Genomic DNA, 24,437 nt, shown 5'->3' on the forward strand with positions numbered 1-24,437 from the left:
TTTGTCGGGCGAACGTCTCAAGCGATCAATGCAGGATCTGGCTCAGGAACAGCTTGGTGCGGTCATTTTGCGGGTTGTCGAAGAAGTCGTTCGGCGCCGCCTGTTCGACGATTTCACCCTTGTCCATGAAGATCACCCGGTTGGCCACGGTGCGGGCGAAGCCCATTTCGTGGGTCACGCAGAGCATGGTCATGCCGTCTTCGGCGAGGCCGATCATGGTGTCGAGCACCTCTTTCACCATCTCCGGGTCGAGTGCCGAGGTCGGTTCGTCGAACAGCATGATTTTCGGTTTCATGCACAGCGCGCGGGCAATCGCCACACGCTGTTGCTGACCGCCGGACAACTGCCCCGGGAATTTATGCGCCTGCTCCGGAATGCGTACGCGCTCCAGGTAATGCATGGCGATTTCTTCGGCCTTGCGCTTGGGCATCTTGCGCACCCACATCGGCGCCAGCGTGCAGTTCTGCAGGATGGTCAGGTGCGGGAACAGGTTGAAGTGCTGGAACACCATGCCGACTTCGCGGCGGATCGCTTCGATCTGCTTGAGGTCGTTGGTCAGCTCCACGCCATCAACCACGATGCGGCCCTGCTGGTGTTCTTCCAGGCGATTGAGGCAGCGGATGGTGGTCGATTTGCCGGAACCCGACGGGCCGCACAGAACAATACGCTCGCCCTGTTTGACGTTGAGGTTGATGTCTTTCAGCACGTGGAACTGGCCGTACCACTTGTTCACGCCCTGCATCTGGATAATGCCTTCAGGGCCCACAGGCTTTTTGATTGCTTCGCTCATTTACAGAGAACTCCTAACGCTTGTGGCCAGTGTCGAGCTTGCGTTCCAGATGCATGGAATAGCGCGACATACCAAAACAGAAAATCCAGAACACCAGGGCGGCGAACACGTAGCCTTCGGTGGCCATGCCCAGCCATTTCGGATCGGCAGCGGCTTGCTTGACGCTGTTGAGCAGGTCGAACAGGCCGATGATGATCACAAGGCTAGTGTCTTTGAACAGCGCAATGAAGGTGTTGACGATGCCCGGGATCACCAGCTTCAGGGCTTGCGGCAGAATCACCAGACCCATGGCGCGCCAGTAACCGAGGCCCATCGCCGCAGCCGCTTCGTACTGCCCTTTGGGGATCGCTTGCAGACCGCCGCGCACCACCTCGGCGACGTAGGCCGACTGGAACAGAATCACCCCGATCAGCGCCCGCAGCAGCTTGTCGAAGTTCATGCCTTCGGGCAGGAACAGCGGCAGCATCACCGAGGACATGAACAGCACCGTGATCAACGGCACGCCGCGCCAGAACTCGATGAACGTCACGCAGACCACGCGAATCGCCGGCATGTTCGAGCGCCGGCCCAGTGCCAGAATGATCCCCAGCGGCAAGGCGCCGGCGATACCTACGGTGGCGATCACCAGGGTCAGCATCAGACCGCCCCACTGACTGGTCGCCACAGTGTCGAGGCCGAACACGCCGCCATGCAGCAGGCACCAGGCGACGATCGGGTAGATCACCAGGAAGCTCAGGCCGTACACCGCTTTACGCGGGAAGCGCGAGATGAACAGAGGCGCCACGCCGAGCACTGCCAGCCACACGGTCAGGTCTACACGCCAGCGCAGTTCCACCGGGTAGTAGCCGTACATGAACTGGCCGAAACGCTGCTGAATGAACACCCAGCAGGCGCCGTCCTTGGTGCAGTCGGCGCGGGTGGTGCCGACCCAGTTGGCGTCGAGGATCGCCCAGCTGAGGATCGGCGGCACGACGAGATAAATCAGGTAAAACGCAAACAGGGTCAGCAGGGTGTTGAGCCAGCTGGAGAACATGTTGGCGCGTATCCATGCCATCGGGCCGAAAACCTTGGCCGGCGGTGGCATGTCGGGTTTGAAAGTATGGGTTGTCATGCGCGTTTCCTCACCGCTCGATCAGCGCAATGCGCTTGTTGTACCAGTTCATCAGCAGGGAAATGCTGATACTGATCGCCAGGTACACGCTCATGGTGATGGCAATGACTTCGATGGCCTGGCCGGTCTGGTTGAGCACGGTACCAGCGAATAGCGAAACCATTTCCGGATAACCGATACCGGCGGCCAGCGACGAGTTCTTCGCCAGGTTCAGGTATTGGCTGGTCAGCGGCGGAATGATGACCCGCAGGGCTTGCGGAATGATCACCTTGCGCAGGGTCGGGCCGTTGCGCAGGCCGAGCGAACGCGCCGCTTCGGTCTGGCCATGGCTGACCGACTTGATCCCGGAACGGACGATTTCCGCGATGAATGCTGCGGTGTACACGGTCAACGCCAGGGTCAACGCCAGCAGTTCCGGGATCAGCACCCAGCCACCAACGAAGTTGAAGCCCTTGAGTTGCGGCATTTCCCAATGCAGCGGGGCGCCGAAGATCAGCGCGCACAAGGTCGGAATCACCAGCAGGATTGCCAGGCCGGTCCAGAACTTGTGGAATGGTTCGCCAGTGTCTTCGAATCGCTTGTTGGCCCAGCGGCACATCAGCACGATGGCGACGATGGCCAGCACCACGCTGATGAAGAATGCCCAGAAGCCGTCAGCCATTTGCGCGGCCGGCATGTTCAGGCCCCGGCTGCTGACAAAGAAGGTGTCACCGAAGTTGTGGCTGTTGCGCGGTCCCGGCATGGTCAGGAACACCGCGAAGTACCAGAACAGGATCTGCAGCAGCGGCGGAATGTTGCGGAACACTTCCACATACACGGTCGCCAGTTTGCTGATGATCCAGTTCGGCGACAGCCGCGCCACACCGATGATGAAGCCCAGCAGGGTCGCCAGGATCACACCGATGAAGGTCACCAACAGGGTGTTGAGCAAGCCGATCACGAACACCCGCGCGTAACTGTCCGCTTCGGTGTAGGAAATCAGGTGCTGAGCGATGCCGAACCCGGCACTGCGCTCGAGAAAATCGAAACCGGAGGTGATGCCCCGGTGCTGCAGGTTGGTCTGGGTGTTGTCGAACAGATACCAGCCCATGGCGACCACCGCCACGACGGTGATGATCTGAAACAGCCACGCACGCACTCGCGGATCGCTGAGGCTGAACCTCTGCTTTGGTGCGCCGATTGAATTTTGCATGAAGTGCCCCGGAAAAAATGGAACAGAACATCACCCGGCGGTTGGCCCGCCGGGTGATAGAACCATTAGCGCACTGGTGGTGCGTACTGAATGCCGCCGTTGGTCCACAGCGCGTTCAGGCCACGGTCGATTTCCAGCGGAGTACTCTTGCCGAGGTTTTTCTCGAAGATTTCACCGTAGTTACCGACCTGCGAAACGATTTTCACAACCCAGTCCTTCGGCAGTTTCAGGTCCTTGCCGTATTCACCGTCAGCACCCAGCAGGCGAGCAACGTCCGGGTTCTTGGTGGATTTGGCTTCTTCCAGCACGTTTTTCGAGGTCACGCCGGCTTCTTCGGCGTTCAGCAGCGCGTAGCCAACCCAGCGAACGATCGCCAGCCACTCGTCGTCGCCATTACGCACGACCGGGCCCAGTGGTTCTTTGGAGATGGTTTCCGGCAGCACCACGTAGTCTTTCGGCGAGGCCAGTTTGCTGCGCTGTGCGTACAGCTGCGACTTGTCGGAGGTCAGCACGTCGCAACGCCCGGACTCCAGCGACTTGGCGCTTTCATCGGAGGTGTCGAAGGTGATCGGGGTGTACTTCAGGCCGTTGGCGCGGAAGTAGTCGGAGACGTTCAGTTCGGTGGTGGTACCGGCCTGGATGCAGATGGTTGCACCGTCCAGTTCCTTGGCACTTTTCACGCCCAGCTTGTTGTTGGCCAGGAAGCCCACGCCGTCGTAGTAAGTGATGAAGCCCGGGAATTTCAGGCCCATGCCGGCGTCACGCGAGCTGGTCATGGTGGTGTTGCGCGAGAGCAGGTCGATTTCGCCGGACTGCAGCGCGGTGAAGCGCTCCTTGGCGTTCAACTGGCTGAACTTGACCTTGTTGGCGTCGCCGAATACGGCAGCGGCCACAGCGCGGCAAACGTCAGCGTCGATCCCGAGAATCTTGCCCGAGGCGTCCGGCACCGAGAAACCCGGCAGACCGTCGCTCACGCCACATTGCACGAAACCTTTCTTCTGCACGGCATCCAGGGTTGCACCCGCCTGAGCGAACCCGCTGACGCCGAGTACTGCTGCAGCAGTCACGACCGCCAGAGTGGATTTCAACATCTTCATTCAAACCTCCAGTTTTGCTCTTGTTGTGTCGGAGCTTGAGTCCAGTCGCACCCTTTTGAGGCGTTGTTGACCCGTGTTGGCTTTTTTTGGGGTCAACCGACGTAAGACCTTCGCTATGAGTCTAGTAGGAGAAAATCCACATCATGGACAACTCACTTCTCACCAGTCGGCCGAACGGGCTGTAGCCCTTTCACGTTCGCGTTGCCCGTAGCGGCCATTGGCGAACATCCATCACCGGATTCTTTGCAATCCCTTCGCACGACGTACACTGATAGTGTTACCGCAAGGCGTAGGACGCTTCATACAGAATCCTCCATAGCAAAGCCCGTACCACACCGCTTGCTGAAGCGGTTGCGCGACAGGTCAATAGCAAAACTTGTAGCCTTGCGACATCTTCTTAACGGATCGACCGGGCGCGCACGCAAATCACGCACTTATTGAGAGCGCCCGCACATTTTTGGAGCAGCCATGACCGAGCCCCTGATTCTTCAACCCGAAAAGCCCGCAGACGCCTGCGTAATCTGGCTGCACGGCCTCGGCGCGGACCGCTATGACTTCCTGCCAGTGGCTGAAGCGCTGCAGGAAAGCCTGCTGAGTACGCGCTTCGTATTACCGCAAGCGCCAACCCTGCCCGTCACCATCAACGGCGGTTACGCGATGCCGAGCTGGTACGACATAAAGGCCATGAGCCCGGCGCGGTCGATTGACCGTGACCAATTGGAAGTGTCGGCGGGTCGCATCATCGAATTGATCGAAAAGGAGCGCGCCAGCGGAATAGACGCCTCGCGGATTTTTCTCGCCGGGTTTTCCCAGGGCGGCGCCGTCGTTCTGCACACTGCTTATATAAAATGGCAAGGCCCGTTGGGTGGCGTACTTGCCCTGTCCACCTATGCCCCGACCTTCACCGATGAATTGGAGCTTTCAGCCAGTCAGCAGCGTATTCCTGCACTGTGCCTGCACGGCCAGTTCGATGGCGTGGTGCAGAACTCGATGGGGCGAAGTGCCTATGAGCATTTGGTGAAGCATGGTGTCACCGTGACATGGCAGGAATACCCAATGGAGCATGAAGTGTTACCCGAAGAAATTCGCGACATCGGGGTCTGGCTGGGTGAACACCTGCGTTGATCGTTTCAGTTCGAACGTCCCTTTGATCATCCCACTACGCCGAGCCCGCTTCTTGCATTACACTGGCCGGCGTACATTCCTTAACCAATTGATGAGATGACCGTGCTCAAAGCACTCAAGAAAATGTTCGGCAAAAGCGAGGCTGAGCAGCTCGCGCCAGCCCCCAGTGCGCCCTCACGCGCCCCCGGCCCTCGCAGCGATGCGCCCAAAGCCGAACGTCCGGCACCGGTAACGACACCCCAGCCCGAGCCGCAGCCTGCCATCGCCACCGAATCTGTCCGCGCCGAAGCACCGAAGCCGCCTCGGCCGCGCCGCGAACCGAAGCCCAAGGCACCGGTCATTCCCTGGAAACTCGAAGATTTCGTCGTCGAACCCCAGGAAGGCAAAACCCGCTTCCACGATTTCAAACTCGCTCCGGAACTGATGCACGCCATTCAGGACCTGGGCTTTCCATACTGCACACCGATTCAGGCGCAGGTGCTGGGTTTCACCCTCGCCGGCAAAGACGCCATCGGTCGCGCGCAGACCGGTACCGGCAAGACCGCCGCGTTCCTGATCTCGATCATCACCCAGCTGTTGCAGACCCCGCCGCCGAAAGAACGCTACATGGGCGAACCCCGTGCACTGATCATCGCGCCGACCCGTGAGCTGGTGGTGCAGATCGCCAAGGATGCTGCCGACCTGACCAAGTACACCGGCCTCAACGTCATGACGTTCGTTGGCGGCATGGACTTCGACAAACAGCTCAAGCACCTCGAAGCGCGCCACTGCGACATTCTCGTCGCCACCCCGGGCCGTCTGCTCGACTTCAACCAGCGCGGCGACGTGCACCTGGACATGGTCGAAGTGATGGTGCTGGACGAAGCCGACCGCATGCTCGACATGGGCTTCATCCCGCAAGTGCGGCAGATCATTCGCCAGACCCCGCCGAAGTCCGAGCGTCAGACCCTGCTGTTCTCCGCGACCTTCACCGAAGACGTGATGAACCTGGCCAAGCAATGGACCACCGATCCGGCAATCGTCGAAATCGAAGTCACCAACGTGGCCAACGAAAACGTCGAGCAGCACATCTACGCGGTAGCCGGTGCGGACAAGTACAAATTGCTGTTCAACCTGGTCAACGACAACGGCTGGGAACGCGTGATCGTCTTCGCCAACCGCAAGGACGAAGTGCGTCGCATCGAAGAGCGTCTGGTGCGTGACGGCATCAACGCTGCGCAACTGTCCGGCGACGTACCACAGCACAAGCGCATCAAGACCCTCGAAGGCTTCCGCGAAGGCAAGATCCGCGTGCTGGTGGCCACCGATGTCGCCGGTCGCGGCATCCACATCGACGGCATCAGCCACGTGATCAACTTCACCCTCCCGGAAGTCCCGGACGATTACGTGCACCGCATCGGCCGTACCGGTCGCGCGGGCGCCGATGGCGTGTCGATCAGCTTCGCCGGTGAGGACGACTCGTACCAGTTGCCGTCCATCGAAGAGAAGCTCGGCCGCAAGATCAGTTGCGAAACACCGCCGACGCACCTGCTGCGCGCAGTCGAACGCAAGCGTCCGCAGCCGCAGTAAGCAACTTGTAACGCAAAAAGCGCAGCCGGCAACGGACTGCGCTTTTTTTTGCCCGGCGTTTTCAACAGGCGCTTGCGGTAGACAACTAAAAGTCCATAATGGACAAATTAGTTTATATCCAGAGCGTGGAGCCTGACATGACCAGTACACCCTACGTGATCGACCACACCCAGGCCCGCGAGCTGCTGGCGCGCATCGACGTACCGCAAATCCTGCGCAAACTGTTCCGCGACCTCGCCGCCGGCCACGCCGTGCAACCGGCGCAGCAGTTGGTGGAGTTTCCGCAGGGCGCCGGCGACTTCATCAACTACCTGGGGGTGTTGGCCGAGGACGGTGTGTACGGGGTCAAGACCTCGCCGTACATCGTCCGCGAACAAGGGCCGCTGGTGACGGCGTGGACGCTGTTGATGTCGATGCAAACCGGCCAGCCACTGCTGCTGTGCGACGCCGGCGAACTGACCACCGCCCGTACCGCCGCGACCACTGCGGTGGCGGTCGATGCCCTCGCCCCGCTGGACGCCTCGCGACTGGCGATCATCGGCAGCGGCAAGGTTGCCCAAGCGCATCTGCATTACGTGAAAGGGCTGCGCGATTGGCAGCGCATCAGCGTGTACTCACCGAGCCTGTCTGAAGACGCTGAAACCCGGGCGCTGCTGAAAGAGATCTACCCGGGGGTGACCATTGCCGACAGCCGCACAACCGCCCTCGCCGAGGCCGACGTGATCATGCTCTGCACCTCGTCCGCCGGCCCGGTGATCGACCCGGCCAGCTTGAGCAAACCAGCACTGATCACCTCCATCAGCACCAACGCTCCGCGCGCCCATGAGGTGCCCCCACAGAGCTTGGGCGACATGCAGGTGTTCTGTGACTATCGGCTGACCACGCCGGGCTCGGCGGGTGAAATGCTGATCGCCGCCGATCAGCATGGCTGGAACAAGGATTTGATCATCGGCGACCTGGCCGATCTGCTCAGCGAGAAAGTGCCGCGTCCCGGTTACGACCGTCACGTATTTTTCCGTTCAATAGGCCTGGGCCTGGAAGACATTGCGCTGGCCAATGCGATTTATCACCTCAAGCACTGACACCTCGATCCCTTGTAGGAGCTGACGAGTGAAACGAGGCTGCGATCTTTTGATTTTCAGAAGACAAGATCAAAAGATCGCAGCCTCGTTTCACTCGTCAGCTCCTACAGGATTCCAGATAAATTGGGAGATTTCATGAGCCAGGCAGATTTCATCATCATCGGCGGCGGGATTGCCGGCGCTTCCACCGGTTTCTGGCTGTCGCGCCACGCCAGAGTGATCGTGCTCGAACGCGAATCACACCCGGCCTATCACTCCACCGGACGTTCCGCGGCGCTCTATACCGCCGCCTACGGCACGCCGCAGGTGCGGGCGTTGACACTGGCCAGCCGTGCGTTCTTCGACCATCCGCCGAGCGGCTTTTGCGAGCACCCATTGCTCACGCCACGCGGCGAAATGACCGTGGATTTCACCGGTGATGCCGCCGAGCTGAACAACCAGTACCTCAGTGCCAAAGCCACGGTGCCGGAAATGCAACTGCTCAGCGCCGATGAAGCCTGCGCTCGCCTGCCAATACTGCGTCGGGAAAAAGTCCACGGCGCGATCTACGACCCGACCGCCAGCGACATCGACACCGACGCCCTGCATCAGGGCTACCTGCGCGGTATCCGCCGCAACAACGGCCAAGTGCACACCGATTGCGAAGTGCTGGGCCTGCGTCGTGACACTGACGGCCAGTGGCAAGTGCAGACCAACGGTCAGACTTTCAGCGCGCCGGTCATCATCAACGCCGCCGGCGCCTGGGCCGACCAGATCGGCGCACTGGCCGGTGCCCAAGCGCTGGGCCTGCAACCCAAGCGCCGCGCGGCGTTCATTTTCGCCGGTCCCGAGGGCATGGACATTCATCACTGGCCGATGCTGGTCAGCCTCGATGAGTCGTTCTATATGAAGCCCGACGCCGGGATGTTCCTCGGCTCGCCGGCCAACGCCGACCCGGTCGAACCCCACGACGTGCAGCCGGAAGAGCTGGACATCGCCATGGGCATCTACCAGATCGAAGAAGCCACGACCCTGACCATCCGCCGTCCGACCCGCACCTGGGCCGGTTTGCGCAGCTTTGTCGCCGACGGTGATCTGCTCAGCGGTTTCGATCCGCAGGTGCCCGGGCTGTTCTGGGTCGCGGCCCAAGGCGGTTACGGTATTCAGACCTCACCGGCCATGGGCCAGGCCAGTGCGGCATTGGTACGCGGTGAAGCCTTGCCTGAACATCTGCAGCAGTTCGGCCTGAGCAGCGCCATGCTCTCCCTCGCAAGGCTCGGCTGAACCCCTTGGCGGATGACGCGCCCAACGGATTGCGGCACACTCGCAGCGCCCCCGTGCACGGGGGCGTTGACGCCGCCTGGAGCTCCACAAACATGACCGCCCCCGAATTCGATCCGGCACTGGATAATTTCCGCGCCATCGCCGACGCCATCGCCACGCTGTTCTTTCCCCACGCCGAAGTGGTGCTGCACGACTTGCGCACGCAGAAGGTCGACTACATCGCCAACAACTTGTCCAAACGCGAGATCGGCGACGATTCATCGCTTGAAGACATGCTCAGCGAGGAGGTCAGTGAGCGCAACATCGGTCCGTACGAAAAGCTCAATTGGGACGGCCAGAAGATACGCAGCCTGAGCACCGTGCTGCGCGACAGCGAAGAGCGGCCACTGGCGGTGCTGTGCATCAACCTGAATATTTCGTTGTTCGAGAATGCCAAGGCTGCGCTGGACCTGTTCCTGTCGCCGAGCAAACTGATCCCGCAGCCGGATTCACTGTTTCGCGATGACTGGCAGGAACGCATCAACACCTTCCTCCACGCCTGGCTGCGCGAGCGCCAGCTGAGCCTGAATCTGCTGACCCGCGATCACAAGCGCGAACTGGTTCTGGCGCTGCACGCCGAAGGCGCGTTCAAGGGCAAGAGCGCCTCGAACTATGTGGCCAATGTGCTGAACATGGGGCGGGCGACGGTGTACAAGCATTTGAAGGAATTGAAGGGCTGAAGATCTGCATTGGCATTTCCGGCCCCATCGCTGGCAAGCCAGCTCCCACAGTATTTTTGGTGTACACAGAATCCGTGCACGACTCGGTCACTGTGGGAGCTGGCTTGCCAGCGAAAGCGGTAGATCAGTCGCCGTAGATATCGGACTTGAAATATTTCTCGGAAAGCTTCTGATATTCGCCGCTGGCACGAATTCCGTCGATGGCCGTATTCAACTCGCTGACCAGTTCAGTATTGCCCTTGCGCACCGCAATCCCCGCGCCTTCGCCCACGTACTTCGGATCCTTCAGTTCCGGCCCGACAAACGCGTAACCCTTGCCGCGTGGCATCGACAGGAAGTCGGTCAGCGGAATGGTGTCGGCAAAAATCGCATCGAGCCGCCCGGCCGCCAGGTCCATGTAGATTTCTTCGTTGTTGCCGTAGCGCTTGACGATGATGCCCCTGGGCTCGAACACCTCGGTGGCATAACGGTCGGTGGTGGTCGCGCGCTGCACGCCGACGGTCTTGCCCTTGAGGCTGGCGTATTGGTCATCGACCGTGGCGCCTTCCTTCATCACCAGCCGCGACGAAGTGAAGTAGTACTTGTGGGTGAAATCCACCGACTTCTTGCGGTCTTCGTTGATGGTCATCGACGACAGCGCCATGTCGATTTTCTTCACTTTCAGCGAAGGGATCAGGCCATCGAACTCACCCTCGACCCACACACACTTGACCTTCATCTGCGCGCACAGGGCGTTGCCGATGTCGTAGTCGAAACCGACGATCTCGCCCTTGTCGGTTTTCGAGGCGAACGGTGGATAAGCGGCCTCAATGCCGATGCGCAGGGTTTTCTCCGCAGCAAACGAATGGGTGCACGCCAACAGGCTCAGGGCCAGACCGGTGATGAGGGGGAGTTTCTTCATGTTCGTTCTCTCGCGGGTTGTTGTTGGTTTGGCAAGACAGAAGAAAAGAGCTGGAAAGAGGAATGCCTTTTTTGTACTTATAAATCCATATTGGACTCGCACGTACAAATCGTCAATTAGCTGAAGAAAGGTATTTGGTGTTGCGGATGGCCTCATCGCTGGCAAGCCAGCTCCCACAGGGTTCAGTGGTGTACATGAATATGTGCATGACACAAAACACTGTGGGAGCTGGCTTGCCAGCGATGACTGACTAGAGGGCGATGCAGAAATTACTTCTTCCAGCGATCCGCCGCAGCATGATCACTGTCACGCCCTTCGACCCAGCGCGGGCCGTCACTGGTGTTTTCTTTTTTCCAGAACGGCGCGCGGGTTTTCAGGTAGTCCATGACGAAGGCGCAGGCGTCGAACGCCGCCTGGCGATGGGCACTGGCCGCACCGACAAACACGATCGGCTCGCCCGGCTCCAGCGCGCCGATGCGGTGCAGCACTTCCAGCTTCAGCAGCGGCCAGCGCTGCTCGGCCTCGACGGCGATCTTGCCAAGGGCTTTTTCGGTCATGCCCGGATAGTGTTCAAGGAACATCCCGGCCACATCCAGTCCGTCATTAAAGTCGCGCACGTAGCCGACAAAACTCACCACCGCGCCGACACCGACATTCGCCGCGTGCATCGCGTTGACTTCAGCGCCGGGATCGAACGCCGTGGACTGCACACGAATCGCCATCCGTCAGCCTCCGGTCACGGTGGGAAAAAACGCCACTTCGTCGCCGTCGCTCACCGGCTCGTTGAGCTGGCACAGGTCTTCGTTGCGCGCGCACATCAGGTTCTGCTCGCTCAAGACCTCGGCGCCATCGCGTTGCGCGAGCAGCGCACGGACATCGTCGACCGTGGCGAAATCGCCTTCGACCTTGACCGAGTCCAAGCCCAGCGCTTCACGATAACGCGCAAAGAATTTAACCGTCAGTTTCATGGTTGCTCCGCCTGAAAATGCCCGCTCTTGCCGCCGACCTTTTCCAGCAAACGCACGCTTTCGATGGTCATGCCCCGATCCACGGCCTTGCACATATCGTAAATGGTCAGCGCGGCAACGCTGGCAGCGGTCAGTGCTTCCATCTCCACGCCGGTCTGCCCGGAGAGCTTGCAGCGGGCGACGATGCGTACGCTGTCGTCACCTTCAGCGCTGAGTTCAACCTTGACCCCGGTCAGCATCAGCGGATGGCACAGCGGGATCAGATCACTGGTTTTCTTCGCCGCCTGAATGCCGGCAATGCGCGCCACGGCAAACACGTCGCCCTTGGGATGGCCGCCGCTGACGATCATCTGCAGGGTTTCGGGCAGCATGCGCACCAGCGCTTGGGCCGTCGCCTCACGGAACGTCACGGCTTTTTCGGTGACGTCGACCATGTTGGCGCGACCTTGGGAATCGAGATGAGTCAGCACGGGATTACTCCTGATCAGGAGCGTGGATTGTAAACCTGTGGGTCAAATTTCCGCATCCACGAATATGACGCTCTTTGTGTAGGAGCTACCGCAGGCTGCGATCTTTTGACTTTGATTTTTAAAGCAGGATCAAAAGATCGCAGCCTTCGGCAGCTCCTACATCGGATCAGTGGTGCATCAATCAAGGGATTTGTGGTTCAGGCATAAAAAACCGGGCGGCTTTGCGGCCGCCCGGTTTTGTTGGAAGGGTTACAGATGCGATTCGGCGTATTCGGCCAGGATCGAGCGTGGCACGCCCTGCAGGGTGATGTGCACCCCATTGGGGAAATCCTTGAAGCGTTCGGTCAGGTAGGTCAGCCCGGAGCTGGTCGCGGACAGGTAAGGGGTGTCGATCTGTGCCAGGTTGCCCAGGCACACCACTTTGGAACCGGCGCCGGCCCGGGTGATGATGGTTTTCATCTGGTGCGGCGTAAGGTTCTGGCATTCGTCGATCAGGATCAGGCTCTGCTGGAAGCTGCGACCGCGAATGTAGTTGAGCGATTTGAACTGCAACGGCACTTTGCTGAGGATGTAATCGACGCTGCCATGGGTGTTTTCATCATCCATGTGCAAGGCTTCGAGGTTGTCGGTGATGGCGCCCAGCCAAGGCTCCATTTTTTCCGCTTCGGTGCCGGGCAGGAAGCCGATCTCCTGGTCCAGGCCCTGCACGCTGCGGGTCGCGATGATGCGGCGATAGCGCTTGCTGACCATGGTCTGCTCGATCGCCGCGGCCAGCGCCAGAATGGTTTTACCGGAACCGGCAGCACCCGACAGGTTGACCAGATGAATGTCCGGATCCAGCAGCGCGTAGAGCGCCAGACTCTGATAGATGTCCCGTGGTTTGAGGCCCCAGGCTTCCTGGTGCAGCAGCGGTTCCTGGTGCAAGTCGAGGATCAGCAGCTTGTCTTCCTGGATTTCCTTGATCCAGCCGACAAAGCCTTGTTCGTCAATGATGAACTCGTTGATGTGCACCGCGGGCAGGTTGTCGATCAACTGCACCTGATGCCAGGTGCGGCCGTGATCCTGACGGGTATCGACCTTGCTCACGCGGTCCCAGAAGGAGCCGGTCATGTTGTGGTAGCCGTTGGGCAGCAGGGACACGTCGTCGACCAGTTGGTCGGTGCTGTAGTCCTCGGCATCGATGCCGCAGGCACGTGCCTTGAGGCGCATGTTGATGTCTTTGGTGACCAGCACCACCGCCTTCTGCGGATCACGGGTGTGCAGGTCGATCAACTGGTTGATGATTTTGTTGTCGTTCAGGTGCTCGGGCAGAATCAGGTTCGACTCGGCCTGCTTGCTCATCAGAATTGACAGCAAGCCTTTCGGCCCACCCTTGCCGCGCTGGATCGGCACACCCAGCTCGACGTCCTCGGGGGAGGCATCGCCCAGGGTCTTGTCGATCAGCCGGATCGCCTGGCGGCATTCGGCAGCAACGCTGTGATGGCCGCTCTTGAGCTTGTCCAGCTCCTCAAGCACGGTCATCGGGATCGCGACGTGGTGTTCTTCGAAATTCAGCAGGGCATTTGGATCGTGAATCAATACGTTGGTATCGAGTACATAAAGGATTGGCTGGTTGGAAGAAGGGCTACGTCCGTGATCATCCATACTCGGTCACCTTTGTGGGAGCCATTCGACGCAATACCTGGGCGGTGCTGCGCCTCGAAGTGACTGCCGAATTCATCCGCGAGGGCCTGGATGAACTGCACACAAAAGGAGTCTTGGAAGACGCCACCTGTGTTGCAGGTTTCGGCGGTCTGTCTTCGTAATACTCCAAAACCCATGACATAAAAAAGCACTTTGACGGTTTTTTTAAGTTTATTTTGCAGAGTGACGAAAAGCCCTTGGCGGACCGTCCAGACCCCGCTAAAGTCGGAAGTCCGCCTGCATCGAATTCTCTAGAAAAATCGCCCCAAGCCCAATGTTTCCGGGCTTTCTCCGTTTATCAGCGAAACCCGTCCTGACAGTCTTCAAAGCCGATGCCGCTTTGCGCAGTTTGCGTGATCAGCCACGGCAACGCGGTCTTCACCGCATCCTGTTTCATGTTGAAATTGATCACCCCGTGACGCCATAGCAGCATCAGGGTCAGCACTCGCTGCGCGCTCTGCGCGCCCTTCAGCTTGCCGGCACCATCCTGGGCATCGATGTCCCACAGCGCCACTTGCAGGCCCTGATTGCGCAAGAAACTGCCGGCATCAGAGCGACGCTGCCCCTCCGGCGGACGGAACAGCGGCACGTAGTTTTCCGGCAACTTGTTCTTCACCAGGTCACTGCTGCGGCGCACCGAGTCCTGCCAGTCCTGCCAATAACTGTGGGAACGGAACTCCCAACCCTGCACGCCGACACACTGTTTCGAGAACTCCGATTGCAGATTGCTCACCGAGCGATCCGCCAGTCGCGCCTGCACGTCCTTGCCCAACAGGAAGAACGTGCCGCTGAGATTGGCTTTGCGCAGGTAGTCGGCGATCCAGTCGGTGTTGTCCGGCTGCAGGTTTGCAGCGCTGTCGAAACTCAGCAGAAACAGCCGGTCATGCATCTCGTCGCCGCTGCGTTCATAGTCGCCGAAACGATCGATTTCACTGCTGGTCTGCGGCGACAGCGCGGCCTTGCGCATCAGCTCGTCCAGGTACTGCAGATGAAACAACCGGCTCGGTTCGGCCCATTTGGTGTAATAACTGTCGTCGCTGACCACGAACTTGGCGGCCTGCTCGCGCAGGGTCGGCAGGTCTTCGACGAGGAAGCAGAACGAAGCATCCTGATCGCAGCTCTGCTGGGCGAAATTGTAGTTGGTCAACAGACGCTCCCAGAGCCGCTGCCGCAGGCGGCTGATCGCGTCGACATTGACCGTGCGCAGCCCCAAACGCTGGGCCAGCGCAGCCTCGTCCAGCGCCTCGGTGCCGAGCAGGCCCCGGGCGAACATGAGGATTTCCGCGCGCGAGGCGACGTCGAACAGCGTCGGATTGCTGAGCTGCTCCGGCCAGGTGCTGCGATCCAGCGTCGCCACATCGCCCGGTGCCGCCATGGCCCCGCAACTCATCAGCCACGCTGTGAATAAAAGAACAATGCGCAAAGGGGTGTCTCCATAACCAAACCCGCGCGGCACTATATCGCGGGTGATCGCAGGACGATCAAAAGAAAAATCAAAAGATCGCAGCCTTCGGCAGCTCCTACAAAGGCAGCCAACAATCGACCGTAACCTGTAGGAGCTGCCGAAGGCTGCGATCTTTTCCAGCACACCATCGATCACCTATGGGCTTGATAGCTGGAGTCAACCCGGCCAACCCCCTAGAATCGCCCCCACGATTAAAGGAGACGACTTCATGCTGATGGTGATTTCCCCCGCCAAGACCCTCGATTACGAAACACCGCCGGCGACCCAGCGCTTTACCCAGCCGCAATACCTCGATCACTCTCAGGAGCTGATCCAGCAACTGCGCGAACTGAGCCCGGCACAAATCAGCGAACTGATGCACGTGTCCGACAAGATCGGCGGCCTGAATGCCGCGCGTTTCGGCAGCTGGACGCCCGCCTTCACCCCGGAAAACGCCAAGCAGGCGCTGCTCGCGTTCAAGGGTGACGTGTACACCGGCCTCGACGCGCAATCGTTCAGCGAAGCTCAGTTCGACTATGCGCAAAAGCACTTGCGCATGCTCTCCGGTCTCTATGGCCTGCTGCGTCCGCTGGACCTGATGCAGCCGTATCGTCTGGAAATGGGCACCAAACTGGCCAACGCCCGTGGCAAGGACCTGTACGCGTTCTGGGGCACGCGCATCAGCGAATGGCTCAACGAAGCGCTGGCCGATCAGGGCGACGATGTGCTGCTGAACCTGGCCTCCAACGAGTACTTTTCGGCGGTCAAACGCAGCGCCCTGAACGCCCGGATCATCAACACCGATTTCAAGGACCTGAAGAACGGCCAGTACAAGATCATCAGCTTCTACGCGAAGAAGGCCCGCGGCCTGATGAGCCGTTTCGTGATTCAGGAAAAAATCAACGATCCTGCCCTGCTCAAGCAGTTCGATGTGCAGGGTTATCGCTACAGCGCCGAGCAATCGAAACCGGACAATCTGGTGTTTCTGCGCGATCACGCCCCGGAATAAAGCATGCCCATTGCACGACTCTTTCTATAAAGAGTCGTGCAGCTCGCACGACGTCAAAAATCCCCCGCCACATTTCGCCTTTTTATTGGCGCCATAAAATCGTCCCACCCAATTCTAATTTTAGTTTCACTCGACAGCCGCACTTTTTTTCAGTAGTGGCACGCAAATTTTTTTACGGTAGTGGCACAAAACTATCTAGCTCGATTGCGCACCGATTAATAAAGGCCCAAATCGAAAGTGCTATCAAATTGAGACCAGTGCCATCTTTGTCAATATTTCAAAAAATTTCAGATTTCGCGATGAGCGGGTAGGAACTATGTCCAAATGCATAGCTCATACCACCGGTAACGATTCTCGCCGAGTTTGTACGAGATAACTTACGCAGAGCGGAGAACCATGTAACCAAGTTGTCACAGCAACTTGCCTAGATGGTTCACTCATCTGATCAACTAACGATGGATAGGTGATACGCACCATAAACATCCTCTACAAGGCCAAGGCTGCGCCCCTGTAAACGTGCTCGCCTGAGCACCCAACCGCTTGATCTACGGGCTTTTCGACCGACATCAGGTGGACTGAAAACATGCACGAGAGTCTTCCAGCAAGAAGATCCGCTGCATAACAGGGCAAGTCATAACAACCAGGCCTAGTTGCGCACATCTTGAGTGCACTTATTTAGACACTCGGAACTTAGTATGCCTGCACACGGCATTGTGGCGCCTGTTTGCCGCACTTTCGAGTGCACTATGACCGCTGAACACCATTAACTCCGGCCATCTAATGGCTTGATAAAACACAGAGGTATTTGCGATGCGCATCAGCATATTTGGTTTGGGTTACGTTGGCGCAGTATGTGCCGGTTGCCTGTCTGCACGGGGCCATGACGTGGTTGGCGTCGATGTTGCCAAAGACAAGATCGACATGATCAACGCCGGCAAGTCGCCGATTGTTGAACCGGGTCTGGGCGAACTTCTGGCCCAGGGTATCGAGACCGGTCGTCTGCGCGGTACAACCAACTTCGCCGAGGCAATTCGTGACACCGACCTGTCGATGATCTGCGTCGGTACACCGAGCAAGAAGAACGGCGACCTGGAACTGAACTACATCGAGGCGGTGTGCCGCGAGATCGGTTTCGTGCTGCGTGAAAAATCCACCCGTCACACCATCGTGGTGCGCAGCACCGTGCTGCCGGGCACCGTCGCCAACGTGGTCATCCCGATCCTCGAAGACTGCTCGGGCAAGAAGGCCGGTGTCGATTTCGGCGTCGCGGTCAACCCGGAATTCCTGCGTGAATCCACCGCGATCAAGGACTACGACCTGCCACCGATGACCGTCATCGGCGAGTTCGACAAGGCCTCGGGCGACGTTCTGCAATCGCTGTACGAAGAACTCGACGCGCCGATCATCCGCAAGGACATCGCTGTCGCCGAGATGATCAAGTACACCTGCAACGTCTGGCACGCAACCAAGGTCACCTTCGCCAACGAGATCGGCAACATCGCCAAAGCGGTCGGCGTCGATGGCCGCGAAGTGATGGACGTGGTCTGCCAGGACAAGACGCTCAACCTGTCCCAGTACTACATGCGCCCGGGCTTCGCCTTCGGTGGTTCGTGTCTGCCCAAAGACGTACGCGCCCTGACCTACCGCGCCGGTTCGCTGGACGTCGAAGCGCCGCTGCTCAACTCGCTGATGCGCAGCAACGAATCGCAAGTGCAGAACGCCTTCGACATCGTTGAAAGCCACGACAAACGCAAAGTCGCCCTGCTCGGCCTGAGCTTCAAGGCCGGTACCGACGACCTGCGCGAAAGTCCGCTGGTGGAACTGGCCGAAATGCTGATCGGCAAGGGCTACGACCTGAGCATCTACGACAGCAACGTCGAGTACGCCCGTGTTCACGGCGCGAACAAGGACTACATCGAGTCGAAGATCCCGCACGTGTCGTCCCTGCTCAACGCGGACTTCGATTCGGTGATCGACAACTCCGACGTGATCATCCTCGGCAACCGCGACGAGAAATTCCGCGCGCTGGCCCAGGAAGCACCGCAAGGCAAACAGGTCATCGACCTGGTCGGCTTCATGGCCAAAGCCACCAACCCAGGTACTCGCACTGAAGGTATCTGCTGGTAAACAGCCCTGTAGGAGCTGACGAGTGAAACGAGGCTGCGATCTTTACCCCGGCCACTTGAGTCTTGAGTGAACCCGCAAAGATCAAAAGATCGCAGCCTTCGGCAGCTCCTACATGTCCTTGCAAGTTTTTGTATGCCTGCCTTAACCCCATCGGGCCACCCGACAGGCTCGCCCGAGATAGAGACGGATGCAGATTATGCACAGGCTAAAGCACGGCCTACTTCAGGCCGCCGGTTGGCTGTTTTACCTCAGTTTGTTGATGGGTCTGGCCTTGATGCTGCCCACGTCCACATTCGACTCCGAGTCGAAGGACTTCATTTTCCTGATTGGCGCCGTGGGTATCTGGCGCTACTCGATGGGTGCAACGCACTTTGTGCGCGGCATGATTTTTCTCTACATCGTTTACCCGCACCTGCGCCGCAAAGTGCGCAAGCTGGGTAAAGCGGCGGACCCGTCGCATGTGTTTCTGATGGTCACCAGTTTCCGTATCGACGCGCTCACCACCGCGCAGGTCTACAGCTCGGTGATCCGCGAAGCCATCGACTGCGAACTGCCGACCACCGTGGTCTGCTCGATCGTCGAAATGTCCGATGAGCTGCTGGTCAAGGCGCTGTGGGCGCGGATGAATCCGCCAGACCGGGTGAAGCTCGACTTCGTGCGCATTCCCGGCACCGGCAAGCGTGATGGCCTGGCCTACGGTTTCCGCGCGATCTCCCGTCACCTGCCGGACGACCGCGCCGTGGTGGCCGTGATCGACGGTGACACCGTGCTCGGTGAAGGCACCGTGCGCAAGACCGTGCCGTGGTTCCAGCTGTTCGGCAATGTCGGCGGCCTGACCACCAACGAATTCTGCGAAGTGCGCGGCGGCTACATCATGAGCGAATGGCACAAGCTGCGTTTCGCCCAGCGTCACATCAACATGTGCTCGATGGCCCTGTCCAAGCGCGTACTGACCATGACCGGGCGTATGTCGGTGTTCCGCGCCACCGTGGTGACCGACCCGGAATTCATCGCCGACGTCGAAAGCGACTCGCTGCAACACTGGCGCCTGGGGCGTTTCAAGTTCCTCACCGGTGACGACAAATCGAGCTGGTTCAGCCTGATGCGTCTGGGTTACGACACCTTTTACGTGCCGGACGCCGCGATCAACACCGTTGAACACCCGCCGGAAAAGAGCTTCATCAAGGCCAGCCGCAAACTGATGTTCCGCTGGTACGGCAACAACCTGCGCCAGAACTCGCGAGCGCTGGGCCTGGGCGTGAAACGCCTCGGCGCCTTCACCTCGGTGGTGCTGTTCGACCAGCGCGTATCGATGTGGACCTCGCTGCTGGGCCTGACCGTGGCGATCATCGCCAGCTTCAAGTACGGCGGTGCGTTCATCCTCGCCTACCTGCTGTGGATCGGCATCACGCGCCTGATTCTGACCTTGCTGTTGTCGTGCTCCGGTCACCGGATCGGCCCGGCCTATCCCGTGATTCTGTATTACAACCAGATCGTCGGTGCGCTGGTGAAGATCTACGTGTTCTTCCGCCTCGACCAGCAATCCTGGACGCGCCAACCCACTTCCCTGACCCGTGATCTCGCCAGCTTTCAACGTTGGTTCAACACCTGGTCGTCTCGGACCATGACCTTCTCCGCCGGCAGCATTTTCGTCGCCGTGCTGCTGATGATGGTCTGACCTGCCCCTATTGAATTAACAAGGAAATCGCCCCCATGAATACCGCCGTCAACGCCAACGTAGTGCATGAATCCGAAGCCCAGCGTCAGCACGCCCGAGTGAAAATCCCGGCCAAACTGCGCTTCTTCGGCCCGGACCGGACGCCGGTCGAGGCGCGGGTCCTGGACCTGTCAGCCGGTGGTCTGGCGTTCAACGCCGGACAACTGCCGCTCAAGACCGGCGACGTGTACAAGGCACGCCTGCAATTCGTGATCGACAACCTCGGCCTGGCCATGGACGTCGAACTGCAAGTGCGCTCCTACGACCGCCAGAGCGGCCGCGTCGGTTGCCAGTTCCAGAACCTCGAACCGCAAGACATCTCGACCCTGCGTCACCTGATCACGTCGCACCTGGCCGGCGACATCGTCAGCATGGGTGAAGTGCTGGCGACGCTGCAGCGCGACAACTTCACCAAGGCGCGCAAGGTCAAGGACGGCGGCAGCGGCATGACCCCGTTCGGGCGTCTGAAAGCGGTGACCTTCAGCGCCGGGGTGTTCGCCATCGGCCTGGTGGCGTTCGGTTTCGTCTTCAAGTCGGTGTACGGCATGTACTTCGTCAGCCATGCGCAGGCCGGTCTGGTGAGCGTACCGGGAATGAACATCACCATGCCGCGTGACGGCACCGTGCAGAGCCTGGTCAAGTCCGACGGCGTCGCCGCCAAAGGCGCCCCGCTGGCGACCTTCAGCACCAGCATGCTCGATGTGCTCAAAGGCCATCTCGACGAAGACCAGTTGCAACCGGCCAAGGTGGAAGAACTGTTCGGCAAGCAGATGACCGGCACCCTGACCTCGCCGTGCGATTGCACCGTGGCCCAGCAACTGGTGGCTGACGGTCAATACGCAAGCAAAGGCGACGTGATTTTCACCCTGGTACCGCGCAACACCCAGGCCACCGTCGATGCGCGCTTCTCCTATCGCCAGTTCGGCGACGTGCGTCCGGGTACGCCAGTGAGCTTCCAGATCGCCGGCGAAGACCAGACCCGCACCGGCAAGATCGTCAGCAGCACCAGCCTGAAAAGCGCCGACCTGTCCTCCGACATTCGCGTGCAGATCCAGCCGGACGAGCCGCTGGACAGCAGCTTCGCCGGCCGTCCGGTGGAAGTGAACAGCGACCGTGGCCCGAACCTGAACTGGCTGATCGACAAAGCCATGGCCGCCGGTCTTTAAGTCGAGGACATGCCTGTGACTATCATCAGTCTCCTGAGAACACCGCGATCCCTGTGGGAGCTGGCTTGCCAGCGATTGGATCAACGCGGTCTGTCTGACACACCGAGCCGCCTGAATCGCTGGCAAGCCAGCTCCCACAAAGGTCATATGGTGTGCTCGCTGGCACTGGCCGTCAGCCTCGCCGGTTGCGCCGGCCTGCCCGACCAGCGCCTGGCCAACGAAGCGCTAAAGCGCGGCGACACTGCCACTGCCGCGCAGAACTACCGTGCGCTGGCGGATCTGGGTTACAGCGAGGCGCAAGTCGGTCTCGCCGATATCCAGGTCGACAGCCGCGACCCCGAGCAGATCAAACAGGCCGAAGCGACCTACCGCGCCGCCGCCGACGTGTCGCCACGGGCCCAGGCCCGTCTCGGTCGCCTGCTGGTGGCCAAGCCCGGTTCCACCGAAGCCGAGCACCACGAAGCTGAAAGCCTGCTGAAAAAAGCCGCCGCCAACGGCGAAGGCAACACGTTGATCCCGCTGGCGATGCTGTACCTGCAATTCCCGCACAGCTTCCCGAACATCAACGCACAGCAGCAGATCGATCAGTGGCGCAAATCCGGTTACCCGGAAGCGGGTCTGGCGCAGGTGCTGCTGTATCGCACCCAAGGCACTTACGACCAGCATCTGGATGACGTGGAAAAGATCTGCAAGGCCGCGCTCAACACCACCGACATCTGCTACGTCGAACTGGCCACGGTCTATCAGAAACGCGCCCAGCCGGAGCAACAGGCCGCGCTGCTCAAGCAGATGCAGGCCGGTTACAGCCGCGGCACGGTCAGCGCGCAGCGCGTCGATTCGGTGGCCCGCGTGCTGGCCGATTCGACCCTCGGCAAAACCGACGAGAAGACCGCGCAGTCGCTGCTCGAACCGATCGCACCGGGCTACCCGGCGTCGTGGGTGACCCTCGCGCAACTGCTCTACGACTTCCCGGAACTGGGCGACGTCGATCAGATGATGAAGTACCTGGACAACGGCCGCGCCGCCGACCAGCCGCGCGCCGAACTGTTGCTGGGCAAGCTCTACTACGAAGGCAAACTGGTGCCGGCCGACGCGAAAGTCGCCGAAGAACACTTCCAGAAAGCCGTCGGCCGCGAAGTCGCCGCCGACTACTACCTCGGCCAGATTTATCGCCGTGGTTACCTGGGCAAGGTCTATCCGCAGAAGGCTCTCGACCACCTGCTGACCGCTGCGCGCAGTGGCCAGAACAGCGCCGATTTCGCCATCGCCCAACTGTTTTCCCAAGGCAAGGGCACCAAGCCCGACCCGCTCAACGCCTACGTATTCAGCCAATTGGCCAAGGCGCAGAACACCCCGCAAGCCGATGAACTGGCGACCACCCTGGCAGCACAATTGCCGCCCGAGCGTCTGGCCGAAGCCCAGCGCCTGCTGCAACAGGAACAGGCCAGCCGTGGCGCCCTGAACCAGAACACGCTGCAACTGCACGCCCTGCAAGAAGAAGACGGCGAGGAATCCCTATGAAGTTGAATCCCTTTGTGAAGGCCGGCATTGGCCTCACGTTCGCGCTGATCTGGTCTTGCCCGACACTGGCCGCGATCACTGAAACCAAGAACTTCGGTCTGGAAGTGAAAATCACCGGCCAGTCCGAAGACGACCGCGACCTCGGCACCGCCAGCGGTGGCGACGTCAACGGTGTGGGCCTGGACCTGCGTCCTTGGATCTACGGCGAAAGCGGCGCGTGGAGTGCCTACGCCATGGGTCAGGCTGTGACCTCGACCGACATCATCGAGACCGACACCCTGCAGCAGTCCGACGGTGAACAAACCACCGACAACAGCGACCGCAAAACCAAGAAAAACTATCTGGCGATGCGCGAATTCTGGGTCGGCTACAGCGGCCTGACGCCGTACCCCGGCGAAATGCTCAAGTTCGGTCGCCAGCGCCTGCGCAATGACGACGGCCAATGGCGCGACACCAACATCGAAGCGCTGAACTGGACCTTCGACACCACCCTGTTGCGCGCCAACGTCGGTGTTGCCGAACGCTTCAGCGAATACCGCACTGACCTCAAAGAGCTCGCGCCGAAAGACAAGGATCGCCTGCACGCCTACGCCGATGCCGCCTATCAGTGGACCCCGGGTAACTGGGTCGGCATTCGCGGTCATCACACCCACGACAACGGCAAGCTCGATTACGCCGAACCGGGCGTGCCCCGCGACACCCTCGACAAAACCCAGAACGGCGACATCAGCTGGCTCGGTCTGACCGCCGACAGCGATGCCTACAACTGGCGCAACACCAACACCGTCAACTACTGGGGCAGCATCACCGGCATGAGCGGCGACCTCGACTCGGTCAATCCGCTGAATGCCGATGGCAGTCGTCCGGCGCAAGCCAAGCGCAGTGATGACATCAACGGCTGGGCCACCGACCTTGGCGTACGCCTGCGCCTCGATCCGCAGTGGCAGGTCGGTGCGGCCTACGCCCGCGCCAGCGCCGATTACCAGCAGAACGGTCTGGAAAGCAACCGCTCCAACTACACCGGTACCCGCTCGCGGGTGCACCGTTTCGGCGAAGCGTTCCGTGGCGAAATGAACAACATGCAGACCGCCACCCTGTTCGGTTCGTGGATGCTCAACGACCAGTACGACGCCAGCCTGATCTACCACAAGTTCTGGCGCGTGGACGGCAACAAGCCGGTGGGCAGCAACGGCATCAACGCCGTGGAAAACAACACCGACGACGTCACTGGCGCGATCCTCTCCAGCACCTCGCTGCCACTGCAGGATGGCAACAAGGACCTGGGTCAGGAAATGGATCTGGTGGTGACCAAGTACTTCAAGCAAGGCTTGCTGCCGGCGGCGTTGAGCCAGTCGATCGACGAACCGTCGGCGCTGGTGCGTTTCCGTGGCGGTGTGTTCAAGCCGGGTGATGCCTATGGCAGCCAGGTCGATTCGTACATGCACCGCGCGTTCATCGACGTGATCTGGCGCTTCTGATGCAA

The 24,437-nt window shown here is 60.0% G+C and carries 21 protein-coding genes; 11 read left to right on the forward strand and 10 right to left on the reverse strand.

Going from position 1 to position 24,437, the window contains the following annotated elements:
• Nucleotides 1–25: 25 nt before the first annotated feature.
• The 4 genes from KVQ82_RS25015 to KVQ82_RS25030 form a co-directional block, all read right to left on the reverse strand.
• Nucleotides 26–790 carry an amino acid ABC transporter ATP-binding protein gene (locus KVQ82_RS25015; RefSeq protein WP_003221897.1) on the reverse strand — a complete coding sequence of 255 codons (765 nt, stop codon included), beginning with the start codon at nt 788–790 and terminating at the stop codon, nt 26–28.
• 13 nt (nt 791–803) lie between these two features.
• Nucleotides 804–1,901, reverse strand: a complete 1,098-nt coding sequence (locus KVQ82_RS25020) for an amino acid ABC transporter permease (protein WP_095667440.1) — start codon at nt 1,899–1,901, stop codon at nt 804–806.
• A gap of 10 nt (nt 1,902–1,911) precedes the next feature.
• Entirely contained in the window at nt 1,912–3,093 is a 1,182-nt protein-coding gene (locus KVQ82_RS25025; protein WP_041064783.1) for an amino acid ABC transporter permease, read from the reverse strand.
• 65 nt (nt 3,094–3,158) lie between these two features.
• Entirely contained in the window at nt 3,159–4,190 is a 1,032-nt protein-coding gene (locus tag KVQ82_RS25030) for an amino acid ABC transporter substrate-binding protein (protein ID WP_047292688.1), read from the reverse strand.
• A 468-nt stretch (nt 4,191–4,658) separates the two neighbouring features.
• Here KVQ82_RS25030 and KVQ82_RS25035 point away from each other — a divergent pair, with 468 nt between their 5' ends.
• The 5 genes from KVQ82_RS25035 to KVQ82_RS25055 all read left to right on the forward strand — a co-directional run bounded on the left by KVQ82_RS25035 (nt 4,659) and on the right by KVQ82_RS25055 (nt 9,948).
• Complete coding sequence (locus tag KVQ82_RS25035; RefSeq protein WP_222016410.1) at nt 4,659–5,315, forward strand: alpha/beta hydrolase; 657 nt, start codon at nt 4,659–4,661, stop codon at nt 5,313–5,315.
• 96 nt (nt 5,316–5,411) lie between these two features.
• Nucleotides 5,412–6,884 (forward strand): ATP-dependent RNA helicase RhlB, encoded by a 1,473-nt coding sequence (gene rhlB / locus KVQ82_RS25040; RefSeq protein WP_222016412.1) that lies wholly within the window; start codon nt 5,412–5,414, stop codon nt 6,882–6,884.
• Between the two features lie 137 nt (nt 6,885–7,021).
• Nucleotides 7,022–7,966 (forward strand): ornithine cyclodeaminase family protein, encoded by a 945-nt coding sequence (locus KVQ82_RS25045; RefSeq protein ID WP_222016416.1) that lies wholly within the window; start codon nt 7,022–7,024, stop codon nt 7,964–7,966.
• Between the two features lie 135 nt (nt 7,967–8,101).
• The gene (locus tag KVQ82_RS25050) at nt 8,102–9,229 is read left to right on the forward strand and encodes an FAD-binding oxidoreductase (protein ID WP_222016418.1); all 1,128 of its coding nucleotides are present in this window, start codon (nt 8,102–8,104) and stop codon (nt 9,227–9,229) included.
• A gap of 92 nt (nt 9,230–9,321) precedes the next feature.
• Nucleotides 9,322–9,948 carry a transcriptional regulator gene (locus KVQ82_RS25055; RefSeq protein ID WP_047292678.1) on the forward strand — a complete coding sequence of 209 codons (627 nt, stop codon included), beginning with the start codon at nt 9,322–9,324 and terminating at the stop codon, nt 9,946–9,948.
• A 124-nt stretch (nt 9,949–10,072) separates the two neighbouring features.
• On the opposite strand, the gene KVQ82_RS25060 is transcribed toward KVQ82_RS25055, so the two are convergent.
• From KVQ82_RS25060 to KVQ82_RS25085, 6 genes are all read right to left on the reverse strand, one after another.
• Nucleotides 10,073–10,849 (reverse strand): ABC transporter substrate-binding protein, encoded by a 777-nt coding sequence (locus tag KVQ82_RS25060; RefSeq protein ID WP_222016419.1) that lies wholly within the window; start codon nt 10,847–10,849, stop codon nt 10,073–10,075.
• Between the two features lie 269 nt (nt 10,850–11,118).
• The gene (gene moaE, locus KVQ82_RS25065; protein WP_007965204.1) at nt 11,119–11,571 is read right to left on the reverse strand and encodes a molybdopterin synthase catalytic subunit MoaE; all 453 of its coding nucleotides are present in this window, start codon (nt 11,569–11,571) and stop codon (nt 11,119–11,121) included.
• 3 nt (nt 11,572–11,574) lie between these two features.
• Nucleotides 11,575–11,817, reverse strand: coding sequence for a MoaD/ThiS family protein (locus KVQ82_RS25070; protein ID WP_222016422.1), 243 nt, complete (start codon nt 11,815–11,817; stop codon nt 11,575–11,577).
• Entirely contained in the window at nt 11,814–12,287 is a 474-nt protein-coding gene (gene moaC / locus KVQ82_RS25075) for a cyclic pyranopterin monophosphate synthase MoaC (protein ID WP_007972660.1), read from the reverse strand. Before moaC ends, KVQ82_RS25070 begins: the two co-directional genes overlap by 4 nt.
• 249 nt (nt 12,288–12,536) lie before the next feature.
• Nucleotides 12,537–13,931 (reverse strand): PhoH family protein, encoded by a 1,395-nt coding sequence (locus KVQ82_RS25080; protein WP_041064814.1) that lies wholly within the window; start codon nt 13,929–13,931, stop codon nt 12,537–12,539.
• A 337-nt stretch (nt 13,932–14,268) separates the two neighbouring features.
• Nucleotides 14,269–15,393 (reverse strand): polysaccharide deacetylase family protein, encoded by a 1,125-nt coding sequence (locus tag KVQ82_RS25085; protein WP_222016424.1) that lies wholly within the window; start codon nt 15,391–15,393, stop codon nt 14,269–14,271.
• A gap of 250 nt (nt 15,394–15,643) precedes the next feature.
• Here KVQ82_RS25085 and yaaA point away from each other — a divergent pair, with 250 nt between their 5' ends.
• The 6 genes from yaaA (at nt 15,644) to KVQ82_RS25115 (ending at nt 24,432) form a co-directional block, all read left to right on the forward strand.
• Nucleotides 15,644–16,423: a peroxide stress protein YaaA gene (yaaA, locus tag KVQ82_RS25090; RefSeq protein ID WP_108181747.1), complete on the forward strand. Its 780-nt coding sequence runs from the start codon at nt 15,644–15,646 to the stop codon at nt 16,421–16,423.
• An 810-nt stretch (nt 16,424–17,233) separates the two neighbouring features.
• Entirely contained in the window at nt 17,234–18,550 is a 1,317-nt protein-coding gene (locus tag KVQ82_RS25095; RefSeq protein ID WP_041064820.1) for a nucleotide sugar dehydrogenase, read from the forward strand.
• 193 nt (nt 18,551–18,743) lie between these two features.
• Nucleotides 18,744–20,228 (forward strand): mannuronan synthase, encoded by a 1,485-nt coding sequence (alg8, locus tag KVQ82_RS25100; RefSeq protein ID WP_169843210.1) that lies wholly within the window; start codon nt 18,744–18,746, stop codon nt 20,226–20,228.
• A gap of 35 nt (nt 20,229–20,263) precedes the next feature.
• On the forward strand, nt 20,264–21,433 hold the full coding sequence (locus KVQ82_RS25105; protein ID WP_047292670.1) for an alginate biosynthesis protein Alg44: 1,170 nt from the start codon (nt 20,264–20,266) through the stop codon (nt 21,431–21,433).
• Between the two features lie 9 nt (nt 21,434–21,442).
• A complete protein-coding gene (gene algK, locus KVQ82_RS25110) occupies nt 21,443–22,954 on the forward strand; it encodes an alginate biosynthesis TPR repeat lipoprotein AlgK (RefSeq protein ID WP_222016425.1) in 1,512 nt (503 codons plus the stop codon).
• Nucleotides 22,951–24,432, forward strand: coding sequence for an alginate export family protein (locus tag KVQ82_RS25115; RefSeq protein WP_086792226.1), 1,482 nt, complete (start codon nt 22,951–22,953; stop codon nt 24,430–24,432). Before algK ends, KVQ82_RS25115 begins: the two co-directional genes overlap by 4 nt.
• The last annotated feature ends 5 nt before the right edge of the window (nt 24,433–24,437 follow it).

This window comes from Pseudomonas sp. AO-1, from assembly GCF_019775695.1.
GTDB classification, from domain to species: Bacteria; Pseudomonadota; Gammaproteobacteria; order Pseudomonadales; family Pseudomonadaceae; genus Aquipseudomonas; species Aquipseudomonas parakoreensis.